We start from the raw sequence: 13787 nt of genomic DNA on the forward strand, positions 1-13787 counted from the left end.
ACGATGCGGTCCTGCTCGGTGACCTCACGCGCGGGGCGCTCCGCGGGCGGATCGGCGGGTGACGGGCTCACGGCGCCCAGAGTGGCGGGGATTCCGGGCGTGCGAGAGGCTGGCTTCCGTTCACCGGAAGCAAAGGAGCCCGGCGTGTCGTCGACGACCGATGCCGAGCCGGGCCCCGACCCCCGGACGCCGCGACCCCGCGGGCGCGCACGCCGCGGACTGCCCGAGGGCAGCGGGCTGAGCTCCTCCGAGGGGCGCCGCGCGCCGAGCGTGACCGGGCGGGTCTTCTCGATCCTCGAGGCGTTCGACGGCGACCACCGGGCGCTCACCCTCACCGAGATCGCCCGGGCCGCCGGGCTGCCGGTGTCCACGGCGCACCGCCTGGTCGGCGAGCTGACCTCGTGGGGCGCGCTCGAGCGCGGTCCCGACGGCGCCTACCGCGTCGGGCTGCGCCTCTGGGAGGTCGGCTCGCTCGCCCCGCGCAGCGTCGGCCTGCGCGAGCGCGCCATGCCGTTCCTCGAGGACCTCTACGAGGCGGTCCGCCAGAACGTCCAGCTCGCGGTACGCGACGGCCACGAGATCGTCTACGTCGAGCGGCTCGCCCACCCGGAGGCGGTGCGGGTGTACTCCCGGGTCGGGGGGCGCTGGCCGCTGCACCCCACCGCCGTCGGGCAGGTGCTGCTCGCGCACGCGCCCCCGGTGGTGCAGGAGTCCGTGCTCGCCGAGCGGCTCCCCGCGTTCACCCCCAGGACGGTCACCGACCCCGCGGCGCTGCGCCGGGTGCTCGCGGGCGTCCGGCGCGACGGCGTGGCGGTGTGCGACGGCATGATCGACCTCGCGGCGCTCTCGGTGGCCGCCCCGGTGCGTGGGGAGGACGACGCCGTCGTCGCCGCCCTGTCGGTCGTCGTGCCCTCGCCCTCCGAGGGCGGCGGGATCGAACCGCGCACGCTGGTGCCCGCGGTCCGCGCCGCGGCGCGCGGCATCTCCCGGGCCCTCGGCGCCCCGACCGCGCTGCGCAGCGACGCGGTGCCCCGCGCCGACGGCGGAGGTCGCTGAGCCGACGGTCCGCCCGCACCCGTTGGTCCGGACGGTCGTTCGGGTTGCGTGCGATGGATCACGGGGCGGGGCGGCACCGGAACGGTCGGCGGCGGGGCGGCCTGGGCGGTCCGCGCCGCGGTGGTCGCGCTCGCGACGGCGACGGCGCTCGTCGTCGGGGGGACCGCCGCCTCGGCGTCGCTCCCGGCCTGGGGCGGCTCCGGTGGCTCCGGTCCGGCGTTCGACGTCCCGCAGGCCATCCTCGACGCGGCCCTGACGTGCGGTCCGGGGACGACGGACGCGTCGCGGCCGGTCGCGCTGTTCATCGCCGGGACGACGCTGACCCCGCAGGAGAACTTCTCCTGGAACTACTTCCGCGCCTTCACCGCGGCCGGCCGGCCGTACTGCTCGGTCGAGCTGCCGAACCACGAGATGAGCGACATCCAGGTCGGGGCCGAGTACGTCGTGAACGCGATCCGCGCGGTGCGGGAGCGCAGCGGGAAGGACGTCGCGGTGGTCGGCTTCTCCCAGGGCGGCATGATCGGGCGCTGGGCACTGAAGTACTGGCCGGACACCCGCGCGGACGTCGGCGACGTCATCGGGATCGACCCCTCGAACCACGGCACCCTCGACGCCTACCCGGCCTGCGCGGCCGCCGGCTGCGCGCCGGCCTTCTGGCAGCAGCAGTCGTTCTCGCACTTCACGACGGCGCTCAACGCCGGACCCGAGACCTTCGCCGGCATCGACTACACCCAGATGTTCACCCCGACCGACGAGGTCGTCGTGCCGAACCTCGGACCGGCCCCGAGCTCGGCGCTGACCACGGGCGCGGGGCGCCGCGCCAACATCTCGACCTTCGACGTCTGCCCCGGCCACGTCGCCGACCACCTGTCCATGGGCTCGTTCGACCCGGTGGCCTACGCGCTCGTGATCGACGCGCTCGACCACGACGGACCGGGCTCGGCGGCGCGCATCGACCGGGCCGTGTGCACCCAGCTGCTCCAGCCCGGGGTCGACCCGGCCACGTTCCCGGAGCACCTCGCGACCTACACGGCGGGCGTCGCCCTCCAGGTCGCGACCTACCCGCACGTGCTCGCCGAGCCGCCGCTCAAGCCGTACGCCCAGGGCTCGACCGCGCGGGGCTGAGCCGCAGATGCCAGCGGAGCGGCGTTGCTTGCATCCAGTGGCAGGAAAGCCGCTGCGTCGCGCCGGGACAGGCGATCCTTCGAGGTCGGTACAGATCTGCGTAGGCAGATGATCATGCCGAGGGGACCCGATCGCCCGGTGCCGTCGACATGATCATCTGTCTAGCGCGGATTGCGCGGTCCGTGCTGCCGGGCGCCCGGCGCGCGCCGAGTCCGGGGATCACTCGAGGTCGGCGCGCTCCGCCTCGGCCTGGTCGAGTGCCCGGCGGGCCTCGTCGGCGGCCGTCTCGGCCTCCTCGCGGGCCTGCTTCGCCGCGTCGTGCTGCTCGCGGGCCCGTTCCTGGTCCGCCTCGGCGCGCTCGAGCCGTTCGCGCAGCCCGCTGACGGTCTCGTCGGCCTCCTCGAGGTCGGTGCCGGCCTGCTCCGCCCGTGAGCGGGCCCGCTCGAGCGCACGGTCGGCGTCGTCGCGCTCCTCGCGCGCCCGCTCGACGGCGCGCTCGGCGGCCTCCCGGGCCCGGCGCCGCTCCTCCTCGGCGGCCCGCTCGTCCTCCTCGCCGGTGTCCTCCTCCGGCTCCGGGGGCGACTCGCGGCGCGGCGGCGGCCGTCGGGTCGCCGTCCCTCCACCGCGTGGCGGCGGGCGCCGCCCCGAGCGCGACGGCTCCACGCCGCCGGTGAACCCGACGCCGGGCTCCAGCGCCGTCGTCAGGCGCCCGGCCGCGAACGCGCGCGCCGCCCCGTCGTCGGCGAGGGCTGCGGCGATCGTGTTCTCGAGGTCGCGCGCGACCGAGTCCCCGACCCCGACCCCGTCCTGCCGCGCCAGCCGCCGCGCCCGCGCGACGAGCGCCCCCACCAGCTCCCGCCGCTGCCGCGTCAGGGTCCGCAGCGCGTCCCCCGACAGCTCCTCCTGCGCGGTCCGCAACGAGGCACCGAGCTCCTCGAGCGCCGCCACCTCGTCCGGGGACTCGCGCGCGAGCACGTTGGCCAGCCACGCCCCGAGCGACGGCTTGCGCAGCGCGCCGATCGCGTTCGCGGTCTCCCGATCCTTCGCGGCGCGCGCGGCCTTCACCAGCTCGGTCCGGCGCGGGACGAACTGGTCGGGGTGCAGGCCGTACAGCTCGTCGGCTGCCTCCTCGAGGTCGGGAGCCTCGACATCCGGGGCCCCGCCTGCGTCGTCGTCCTGCGCCACGACGGCATCCTGCCGTGCCGTGGGCGGCTCAGCCCACCGCCCGCGCCCGCGGCGGGTCGGTCAGCGCGTCGACGTCCTCGGCGAGCAGTGCAGCTGGCGCGGGAGGCCGGAGACGACGACGGGCGGGCAGTGGTCACCCGGACCACCTACCCGCCCGTCGGGGGGCGCCGAACGGACTACCCGTGCAGCTCCTCCGGCTCGGCGGCCGCGTCCGCGGCCTCCTGCTCGACCTGCGCGGCCACCATCTCGCGCGGCATCACCATGCGCTCGGCCAGGTAGTAGATGACGAGCGACCACACCGCGACGAGGATCAGGTCCCACCACTCCGGGATGACCGTGACCCAGGCGTCGTACTGCCCGAGCGCCGAGATCACGCCGATGCCGACCAGCCAGGGCACGATCCAGCCGAGGGCGCGCAGCTGGAGGTCCTTGGCAACGGCCGGGACGGCGTGGCGCGAGCTCTGCACCGCGCGGTAGATCGCGAAGAGCACGAAACCGATGACGATCGCGACGTAGAGCTTCCAGAGCGTCGTCCAGCCCGACCAGTAGATGATCTCGTTCGCGGCGATGAACGACAGCGGTGCGATGACGGGGGCGGCCGGCATCCGGTACGGCCGACGCCGGTCGGGGTCGGCCCGGCGCAGCGCGGCGAGCGTCAGCGGGGCGAACCCGTACATGATCACCGTCGCCGAGGTGACCAGCGAGACCAGCGACTGCCAGCTCGGGAACGGCAGGAACGCGATGATCCCGACGACGAAGGCCACCGCGGTCGAGACCCAGGGGATACCCCGCTTGGAGATCTTCGAGAGACCCTTCGGCGCGAAGCCGGACTGGCTCAGCGCGTAGGACAGGCGCGCCGAGGTCGCGACGTAGACCAGCCCGGTCCCGGCCGGCGAGATGAAGGCGTCGACGTAGAGCAGGATCGACAGCCAGGTCAGCCCTAGCGCACCCGCGATCGTCACGTAGGGCCCGAAGTCGCCCTTCCCGATCGGGTTGGCCCAGCCGCCGACGAGGTTGGCCGGGTCGAGCGCGCCGATGAACGCCACCTCGAGCGCCAGGTAGATGATCACCCCGAGGGCGACGGCACCGATGAGCGCCCGCGGCATGTCACGCTGCGGGTTGCGGGCCTCGCCGCCCATCTGCGCCGCCTGCTCGAAGCCCTGCAGCGCGAACACCACACCCAGCGGCAGCGCCGCGAAGACACCGTGCGCACCGTAGGGGGCGAACCCGCCGCCGGCGGTGAAGTTCGAGCCGTGGAATGTGACGGAGATCAGCACGATCACCGTGAGCACCGGGATCGCGATCTTCCAGAGCACGGTGATGCGGTTCGTCTCGGCCAGCCACGCGACGCCGAGCAGGTTGATCCCGGTGAACAGCACCATGAGCAGCGCCGCGATCACGAAGCCGAAGCCCGTGAGGTTGCCGTTGTCGTCGACGAAGCCGTGGAAGATGTGGTCGAGGTAGGACAGCGCCGCCTCGACCTCGATCGGCGCGATCGCGACCGCCTGGATCCAGCCGACCCAGCCGGCCGCGAACCCCGCGATCGAGCCGAACGCCAGGCGCGGGTACCGCGCCGTGCCGCCGGCCACGGGATAGGTGGAGCCGAGCTCGGCGTGGACGAGCGCCAGCAGGATGACGATGACGCCGGCGAGCACCCAGGACAGGATCGACGCGCCACCAGCCGACTTCGCGGCCGTGAGCGCGCCGAGCAACCAGCCCGACCCGATGATCGAGCCGAGCGAGATGAACATCAGCGCGCTGAACCCGACGGTGCGGCGCAGCCCGGTGCCCGTGGTGAGCGTGGGCCCTTCGGCGGTGGTGGACATAGGTCTCCCGGATCGCGAGCGGTGGCCAGGCGGCGGGCGCGCGCGGCCACGGCCGAGCGCACTCGATCCGCGGAATGGTGCGCACCAGTCGGCGTGCGCGCGAGCCGGACATTCCACCGGAACACGACCACCGGCACGAAGTGGTCGACAATCGCCCACGAATCCGGCGCGTCGTAACCAGACCGTCACGTCGAGGTGTCGACGTCGGGGTTCGCCCCACCATCCGGGTGGGCAGACGCGCGCGACCCCAGCACCCAGTGTCAGGAGGTGACCTCAGACAGCGACCGGCGGGCCGTCTCCCTCGTCCGCGCGCACCTGGGCCTCCACCTGGCTGCGCAGCTGCGCCAATGTCCGGGTCAGCAGTCGCGAGACGTGCATCTGGGAGATGCAGAGCACCGAGGCGATCTCGGCCTGGGTCTGCTCGTGGACGAACCGCAGGGCCAGCATCGTGCGCTCCCGCGGCGGCAGGCTCGCCACCAGCGAGCGGACCAGGGACCGGACCTCGACGCGGTCGAACTCGGGGTCGACGGAGCCGAGGATGTTCGCCAGCGAGGAATCGTCGCCCTCGCCGAGGGTCTCGTCGAGCGAGGCCGGGTGGTACGACCCGTGGGCCGCCACCGCCTCGGCCACCTCCTCGCGGGTGAGCCCGAGGTGTGTCGCGATCTCGGGCACGGTCGGCGCCCGCCCGAGCCGTTGCGAGAGCGCCGAGGTCGCGGTGCCGACGGCGAGGTAGCGGTCCTTGACGCTGCGGGGCGTCCGCACCGACCATGCCGAGTCGCGGAAGTAGCGCCGGACCTCACCCATGATCGTCGGGACCGCGTACGAGAGGAAGTCGCGCTCCCGTCCGGGGTCGAACCGGTCGACGGCGTGCATGAGCCCCACCGTGGCGACCTGCTCGAGGTCCTCGGTCGGCTCGCCGCGCCGCGCGAAGCGCCGCGCGATGTTCCGCGCCACCGGCAGGTAGGAGACGACGAGCCGGTCGCGCAGCTCTCCCCGGCGCGGGTCGTCCGCGCCGCACGCGGCGTGCTCGACGAAGAGCGGGACGAGGGCGGCGAAGTCCTCGCTCCCGGGATCACGGTCGGCCGTGGTCTCGGCGGTGTCCGGGGGTGCCGATCCGGTCTTCGTCATGAGCCGTAACCCCAGACACCGCGCCGGAACTGTCCGAGCGGTCCTCGCGAGCCGTGTCGTCGCGGCTGGGGGCTCAACCGGAGAACAAGAGCGTCCGCGAGATTGTCAGCCGTGGCCCGTTCGGCGCAACTCTCCTGGTCAGGCGCCGCGTCCGGTCATCCGGCCGGGGCGAACCCCGCGGACCAGCTCCACCAGCGCGTCGTCGACGACCTCGTGGTGGGTGACGGTCACCGCATGGGCGGCGTCGGGGACCTCGACCAGGCGGGCCGAGGGCCCGATCGCGTCGAGGATCCGGCGCCCGTGCTCGGCGGGGGTGAGCCGGTCGCGGGTGGCGATGACGACGACGACCGGGATGCGCGCCAGCACCGGCAGCGCGCCGGACTCGTCGTGGTCGAGCAGCGAGGCGCCGAACGCCTGGCCCACGGGCAGCGGCAACCGCTCGCTCACCGCCTGGGCGTCGCGGACCTCGTCCTCGGTCGCGTCGGCGGTGAACAACAGGCGGCGGATCGCCCAGCGGCCCAGCCGGGAGGCGCGCCACGGCAGCAGGTCGGCCAACGGCGCGGCCATCCGCGCCCCGGACAGGACGGCGGGCAGGACGCCGAGCCGCCGCGCCGCGTCGTGGGCGAGCCCGAGCGGACCCTCCCGGACGAGCTCGCCCGCCGAGGTGGCGACGAGGAACGCGCCGACGATGCGGGTGCCGAACCACTCGGGCCGTTGCCGGGCCAGCGCCAGGATGCTCATGCCGCCCATGGAGTGCCCGACGAGCACGACCGGCGAGGACGGGGCGACGGCGTCGATCACGGCGGCGAGGTCTCGGCCGGTCTGGTCGACGGTGCCGTGGGAGGTCTCGCCCCAACCGGACCGGCCGTGGCCGCGCTGGTCCCACGTCACGACGCGGGCGTGGCCCTCGAGCGCGGCGACCTGCGGGGCCCAGAACTGCGAGTCGACGGTGAAGCCGTGGCAGAAGACCACGGTCGGGCCGCGGGTGCCGCGGATCGCGACGTCGAGGGGGACGCCGTCGTCACCGACGACGCCGGGCACCGGGCGTTCCCGCCGTCCGGCGCGGCGGGTCCCGCGAAGGGCGGTGTCCATCACGAACCTCCGGGTGCCCGTCGGGGTGGCGGCTCACCGGGTCGCCGGGACGGACTGCCGGTCGGGGGCGTCACAGGGTGACGCGCGACGCTCCCCCTCGTCGGGGAGCGGGCGGGGAGCCGCACGCGGATCGCGTGGTGTGTCGGGGGAGCGGACCGGCCGGGGGGACGACCGGTCCGCTCGACGCTCCGGACGCCCGGGGGGAGGGGCCCGGGAGCGTCCCGCCGACCGTGTCGGCGGCCCGGGAGACTGTACTCGGCGGTCATGTGTGGCCCACGTCGCCGTCGCGGGATCGTGACGCGGTTTCCCGACGGCGGCCGGCGCCTCGCCCGCCCGGCGGTCAGGGCTCGACCGGGAGCACCACGTGGGACGGGTGGGCCGCGTCGTGGAGGATCTCCCGCTCCCGGGCGACCAGCACCTCGGCCTCGCCGAGCGCGGCGCCGGTACCGGGGTGACGGGCGAAACGCGGGTGCGCGCCCCCGGAGACCTGGACCCGCAGGCGGTGGCCTGCTGCGAACCGGTGCCCGACCGGCCAGAGCTCGATCCCGACGGCCACGGTCCCGTCGTCGGACGGGCCGGGCTCGGTGGGGGTGATCCGCCGGATCCCGTCGGTCACGTTGACCGAGCGCCCGGTCTCGTCGACGTCACACACGCGGACGAAGACGTCCAGGTGCTCCACCTCGGCGCGGACGTGCACCGTCGCCCGGACCGGCCCGAGGGCGACGAGGTCGCGGGAGAGCACCGGGCCGGTGAACACGATGACGTCGGAGCGGTCCTCGAGGGCGCTCTGGTCCCGCGACCCGGAGCGGCCGGTGAGGATCGCGCCGCCGACCGCGGGGGTCGGGTCGTGCGGGTCGTAGGTGAACCGGGTGCCCGCCCAGTGCGCCCCGCCGCGGTCGGGAACCGTCGGGGCCTCCTCGCCGAGGCCGTGGTCGGTGCGCAGGTAGACGGTCCGCTCGGTGACGTGCGCGGGCGGCCAGTCCGGCAGGCGGCGCCGGCCGCCGTCGCCGGAGAGCTCGAGGTGGACCGGCAACTCCTCGTCGGGACCGGTGACGCCGTCGAGGGCGCGGTCGAACAGGGCCAGCGCGTCGCGCAGCCCGGCCGCCGTGCCGGCGGGCGTCGTGTGGACCCACGGGCCGATGCGCAGCACCGGGCGGGCGCCGGCAGCGCGGAGCGCGGCGTGGTCCTGCAGCTGCCAGGGCAGGAAGATGTCCTGCCAGCCGCCGGTCATGCTCACCGCCACCCCGTGGCGGGCCACCTCGGCCACCCGGTCGGCATAGGAGCGCTTGGCCCAGTACGCGGAGTCCAGGGCCTGCTCGCGCAGCCAGTCCTGGAAGAAGTCGATCGGCCCGCCCGCGGCGACGGTGTCGGCGGTCGCCAGCGGCACGGCGGCGAAGCCCGCCTCGACTCGGTGGCGCACGGCCTCCACGAGGCGTTCGGACAGCCGCGGGTGGCGCATCATCGACGCCCACGAGAGCCCGTTGTCGAGGGAGAACGTGCCGCCCGGGTAGGTCTGGTCGCGGAACTGCGAGGCCGTGACCATCGTGCCCATGGCGCGCAGCGCGTCGCCGGCGTCCCCGGCGAGCGCCCACTGCGTGATCCCGAGGTAGCTGGGCCCGAGGGTGACCACGCGCCCGTCGCACCAGGGCTGCGCGGTGACCCAGCGCAGCGTCGCGACACCGTCGTCCGCCTCGTCGAACGGCGAGAGCTCCCCCTCGGAGTCGCGGGTGCCGCGGACCGACTGGACGACGACCTGACGCCCGCGCTCGGCCACGAGCCGCCCGAAGAACGCGCCGATCCACCCGGCCCGGCCGTAGGGGCTGCGCACGAGCACGACCGGCCCGCGCGTGACCCCCGCCGGCACGTGGCGGTCGTGCCGCAGCACCACGCCGTCGGGCATCGGTACCGCCACGTCCCGGACGACGCGGACGCGGGGGCTGCGCGGGGCGGGCAGGCCGGTGGCCCGGCGCAGCAGGCGGGAGACCGGGCTCATCGCTCCATCATGACGCGGGCCGGGGGTGCCCGGTGTTCACCCCGAGTTCGCCGATCGCCGGTCGCGGCACCGCCACGGCCGGGTGACGCTGCGCTCCGTGACGCGCACCCTCCGTGGCGAGGCCCCCGACGTCGGCGTGCCGGCCGAGGCCGCCGAGTACATGACCGTCGCCGAGCAGCACGACTGGGTGGCCGGCTTCCTGCGGCGCCACCCGGTGAGCCGCCGCACCGCGCTGCGCCAGGGCTCCGGCGTCGTCGCCGCCCTCGGGCTCGCGTCCGCACCGTGGACGCTCGCCGCGTGCGCGAACGCGGCCGCGTCGCCGGTCACCGTCGTCGGGCGCCACCTGTCGTTCGGCAACGACCCGATGACCTCGATGGCGATGGCGGGCGAGCTCACCGGCCCGCCGCCGTCGGGCGCGATGGTCGTCGACCTGGGGCAGGACGGGAACTTCGGCATGCGCATCCCGGTGGAGGTGCGCCACCTCGTCTCGCAGGTCCCGCAGGCCGACGGGTCGATCCGTGCGAGCGACCAGTACTTCGTGCACGCGGCCGCGGCCGGGCTGTCGCCGGGCCAGAGCTACTCCTACCGCTTCCGCATGCCCGACGGCACGACCACCGGGACCGCCTCCTTCCGGACCGCGCCGCGCACCGTCACCGGGCCCTGGAGCTTCACCGCGTTCGCCGACCAGGGCGTCGACACGGTGCCGCCGAGCGGGCTGTCCGGGTTCACCGACCAGTACTTCAAGCCCGACGACACCCGCCGGACGATGACGCCGTCCACGTCCATGGTCGACCGGATCGCCGCGACCCGGCCCGCCTTCCACCTGCTCGCCGGCGACATCTGCTACGCCGACCCCTCGGGGAACGGGCAGGCGGTCAGGAGCACGGGGACCTCGACCTCGCCCACCGGGTTCGACAGCTTCGACCCGACGGTGTGGACCACCTACTTCGGGCTGATCGAGCGCAGTTCCGCGTCGACGCCGTGGATGTTCGCGACGGGCAACCACGACATGGAGGCGCTCTACGACGACAACACCACGCGGGGCGCCTCCCACGGGTACGGCGGGCACGCCGCGCGCCTCGACCTGCCCCGCAACGGCCCGGGCGCCTGCCCGACCGTGTACTCGATGCGCTACGGCAACGTCGGGATCGTCAGCGTGGACGCCAACGACCTGTCGATGGAGATCCCCACCAACGCCGGGTACTCGGGCGGTTCCCAGGCGGCGTGGCTGCGCCAGACGCTCACCGACCTGCGCGCCGACCCCGGTGTCGACTTCGTCGTCGCGTTCTTCCACCACTGCGCGTTCGCGACGTCGTCCACGCACGGCTCCGACGCCGGGGTGCGCGCGGCGGTCGCGCCGCTGTTCGACGAGTTCTCGGTCGACCTCGCGATCCAGGGCCACAACCACCAGTACGAGCGGTCGAACCCGATCCGCCGGGGCCGCTCCACGGTGCAGGCCCGCGACGGCGCCACGGTCCGCCCGGACACCGACGGCACGACGTACGTGTGCGTCGGGTCGGGCGGGCGGCCGCGCTACGCCTGGCAGCCGACCGAGACCGACCGCTACCGCGGCAACACCGGCCCCGACAGTGGGGTGAACGTGGTGAGCTTCCAGGCCACCGGGGCGAAGACGAAGATCCCGGACGCCGTGGACTGGTCGCAGGCGCGCTACCTCGACTACGCCTACCTGACCGTCGACGTCGTCCCACCGGCCGGGCCGGGGCAGCCGACGACGATGACGCTGCGCACGATCACCGACACCGGCCAGGAGATCGACCGGGTCGTCCTGGAGCGTCGCGCCCGCCAGGGGTGAGTCGTCGGTCACCCGCCGGGGAGGACCGGAGGGCACCGACCGCCGGAACTCCGGGGCCGGTGCCCTCCGGCCGCTCTCGATCGGCGACGGCGTCCGGGACATGCCTCCGACGCATTCCCGGAACTCCCGACGACGGATTGCCCGCGCATCGACGGAATCGCCGCACCACCGACCTCCGCGTCACCTCGATGTGACGCGGCACTTCTCGGACCTGGCGTCCTCGCCGCGGAGACCCCCCTGGTGCGGGGCGATGACGCCGGTCGCCGCGACCACGACCCGGTGGGGATTCGCGTGATCGCGGTGAGGTCCGCGCGAATGCCCGAAAAACGCGTGGTGGCACACGTCCGATCCGGACCGCGCATTTCCGGCGGCGGTCGCGGTCCGCCCGCGGGGGCCGGGCGGGCCCGCCGCGGCGTCGTCCGGGACCCACCTCGGTGTCGCCCGAGCGGGCGTCTCCCGCGAGGATGCCCCCGTGCCCCGGCTCCACCGCGTCCTCGAGGTGCTCGCCGCCCGCCGGGCGGAGGGCTCCGGTCCCCGTGACCGGTCCGACCCCCACCGCGTCGTCCTCGCGATCGAGGGCGGCGGCAGCCGGGCCACCTACTCCTCCGGGATGGTGCTCGGCCTCGAACGGCTCGGCCTGAGCCGCTGCTTCGACGCCGTCTACGGCGCCTCGGCGGGCGCGCTGGCGGGCAGCTGGCTCATCGCGGAGCAGGCCGAGGAGTGCTGTGCCGGGTGGTGGCGCCCCGGGTTGATGGAGCGGGTCACCAAGCCGACCCGCGGGCTGCGCGGGCGTCCGGTGGTCGACGTCGAGTACCTCATCCACACCGTCGGGGAGAAGGTCATCCCGGTCCGGTGGTCCGACATCGTCTCCGCCGAGGTGCCGCTGCACCCGGTGGCCACCGACGTCGACACCGGCCAGGCGGTGGACCTGCACGACAGCATCAGGGACGACGAGTCGCTCAAGCGGGCCCTGCAGGCGTCGGCGAACGTCCCGGTGCTCGCGGGTCTCCCCCTCGAGATCGACGGCCGGCGCCTCGTCGACGCCGCGGTGGCCGAGCCGCTGCCGTTCCACACCGCGCTCGACCAGGGCGCGACCCACGTGCTCATGCTGCGCACCCGCCGCGCCGACCAGGAGGCGATCGACGCCACCCGGCTGGAGAAGGCCCTGGTGGCGCGGCTCGGCGAGGCGCGCGTACCCGGGCTGGTGCACGTGCTCGGGCGCCGCCTCGAGAACCGTCGCGCCGACGACGAGTGGCTGGCCAAGGCGAGCGCGATCTCCGGGGACGAGGGGGTCGACGAGCCCCCGCACCTGCTCGAGGTCCGCCCGCCGGACGGCGCGAACACGATCAACCCGCTCGAGACCGACCCCGACACCCTGCGCCGGGGCGTCGAGACCGGGTGCGACGCGCTGCGGGCCCTGGTGGAGCCGGCGTTGGGCTGAGGCCTCGTGCTCTCCAGGTGGCAGCAACGGCACGACGCTGGCATCTGACGCCAGGACGGCGCCGCTCACTCGTCGGCCGGCCGCTCCTCCCCACGGCAGCAACGGCACGATGCTGGCGTCAGATGCGAGGACGGCGCCACTCACGCCCGCCCTGTCGTGGGGCTTCACCACCACAAGGCGGCCCCACGGCCCCCGGCTACCGGCCGAGCACCGCCGTGCGCGTCGAGGAGAGGTGCTCGACCAGGCGGGCCTGCGCCTCGACCGCGGCATCGGGGCCGAGCGCGTCGAGGATCGCCTCGTGCTGGGCGAGGATCGCCTCGGCGCGGGTCGGACCCCGACCGAGCATCGACCCGAGGTTCATGCGCAGCTGACGGTCGCGCAGCGAGCTGTAGAGCTCGTCGAGGATGGGGTTGCGGGCGCTCTCCACGAGCACGGTGTGGAACCGGCGGTCGCCCTCGGCGAACCCGGTCTCGTCCCCCGCCGCGAACGCCGCCCGCTGCACCGCGAGCTCCTCGCGCAGCCGCCCCACGACGCCCTCGCGATCGGCCGGGCTCGCCGCGCACAGCTTGGCGACCGCGTGGCCCTCGACGAGCTCCCGGGCCTCGAGCACGGCCTCCACCTCGACGGGCGAGACGGCCACGACGAGCGCACCCCGCTTGGGGAACAGCCGGAGCAGCCCCTCGGCCTCCAGGCGCAGGAACGCCTCGCGCACCGGCGTGCGGCTCATCTCCAGTGCCTCGGCCACCTGGCCCTCGCTGATGAGGTCGCCGCCCGGCAGGCTGCCGTCGAGGATGCCGGCCTTCGTGTGCCGGTACGCCCGCTCCTTGGCCGACAGTCCTCCGCCCACCGTGTCCTCACTCTTGCCGACCCAGTCGCGGCGACCCTACTCTCACCGCATTGATGCATCTTGTATGCATGCGTCGCCGGGGGCGAGGAGGACGCGGCTGCCGCGCACGTGAACGGATGTGGTCGTCGGGACGACCACGTTCGTTCACAGGGGCGCGAGCGCCCTCGCGACGCCGACCGCCGCGGACAGCCCCCGCACCGGCGTGAAGCGCTCGGAGGCCTCGCCCAGCGCGCTCCACTCGTCGGGGCTCAGCACGATCTCAGCGGCCGCGCAGTTGCTCT

General features: G+C 74.7%; 10 protein-coding genes. 4 read left to right on the forward strand and 6 right to left on the reverse strand.

The window, feature by feature from the left end:
- Nucleotides 1-219 precede the first annotated feature (219 nt).
- Both VGH76_RS21740 and VGH76_RS21745 read left to right on the forward strand, forming a co-directional pair.
- Nucleotides 220-1056, forward strand: coding sequence for an IclR family transcriptional regulator (locus VGH76_RS21740; RefSeq protein ID WP_414637782.1), 837 nt, complete (start codon nt 220-222; stop codon nt 1054-1056).
- Nucleotides 1057-1104: 48 nt separating this feature from the next.
- Entirely contained in the window at nt 1105-2181 is a 1077-nt protein-coding gene (locus tag VGH76_RS21745; RefSeq protein WP_331558808.1) for a lipase, read from the forward strand.
- A gap of 219 nt (nt 2182-2400) precedes the next feature.
- Here VGH76_RS21745 and VGH76_RS21750 read toward each other — a convergent pair whose 3' ends face one another.
- From VGH76_RS21750 to VGH76_RS21770, 5 genes are all read right to left on the reverse strand, one after another.
- Nucleotides 2401-3366 carry a hypothetical protein gene (locus VGH76_RS21750; RefSeq protein ID WP_331558809.1) on the reverse strand — a complete coding sequence of 322 codons (966 nt, stop codon included), beginning with the start codon at nt 3364-3366 and terminating at the stop codon, nt 2401-2403.
- A gap of 176 nt (nt 3367-3542) precedes the next feature.
- Nucleotides 3543-5192 (reverse strand): APC family permease, encoded by a 1650-nt coding sequence (locus VGH76_RS21755; RefSeq protein WP_331558810.1) that lies wholly within the window; start codon nt 5190-5192, stop codon nt 3543-3545.
- Between the two features lie 273 nt (nt 5193-5465).
- Nucleotides 5466-6320 (reverse strand): SigB/SigF/SigG family RNA polymerase sigma factor, encoded by an 855-nt coding sequence (locus VGH76_RS21760; RefSeq protein WP_331558811.1) that lies wholly within the window; start codon nt 6318-6320, stop codon nt 5466-5468.
- Nucleotides 6321-6458: 138 nt separating this feature from the next.
- Nucleotides 6459-7412, reverse strand: coding sequence for an alpha/beta hydrolase (locus VGH76_RS21765; RefSeq protein WP_331558812.1), 954 nt, complete (start codon nt 7410-7412; stop codon nt 6459-6461).
- 340 nt (nt 7413-7752) lie between these two features.
- Nucleotides 7753-9405, reverse strand: coding sequence for a CocE/NonD family hydrolase (locus VGH76_RS21770; protein WP_331558813.1), 1653 nt, complete (start codon nt 9403-9405; stop codon nt 7753-7755).
- A 97-nt stretch (nt 9406-9502) separates the two neighbouring features.
- Between VGH76_RS21770 and VGH76_RS21775 the strand changes: the two genes are divergently transcribed.
- Both VGH76_RS21775 and VGH76_RS21780 read left to right on the forward strand, forming a co-directional pair.
- Complete coding sequence (locus VGH76_RS21775) at nt 9503-11218, forward strand: metallophosphoesterase (RefSeq protein WP_331558814.1); 1716 nt, start codon at nt 9503-9505, stop codon at nt 11216-11218.
- A gap of 472 nt (nt 11219-11690) precedes the next feature.
- Nucleotides 11691-12659, forward strand: a complete 969-nt coding sequence (locus VGH76_RS21780; RefSeq protein WP_331558815.1) for a patatin-like phospholipase family protein — start codon at nt 11691-11693, stop codon at nt 12657-12659.
- A gap of 196 nt (nt 12660-12855) precedes the next feature.
- Here VGH76_RS21780 and VGH76_RS21785 read toward each other — a convergent pair whose 3' ends face one another.
- Nucleotides 12856-13506 carry a GntR family transcriptional regulator gene (locus tag VGH76_RS21785; RefSeq protein WP_331558816.1) on the reverse strand — a complete coding sequence of 217 codons (651 nt, stop codon included), beginning with the start codon at nt 13504-13506 and terminating at the stop codon, nt 12856-12858.
- Nucleotides 13507-13787: the final 281 nt, after the last annotated feature.

The organism is Actinomycetospora sp. (genome assembly GCF_036497585.1).
Lineage (GTDB): Bacteria > Actinomycetota > Actinomycetes > Mycobacteriales > Pseudonocardiaceae > Actinomycetospora.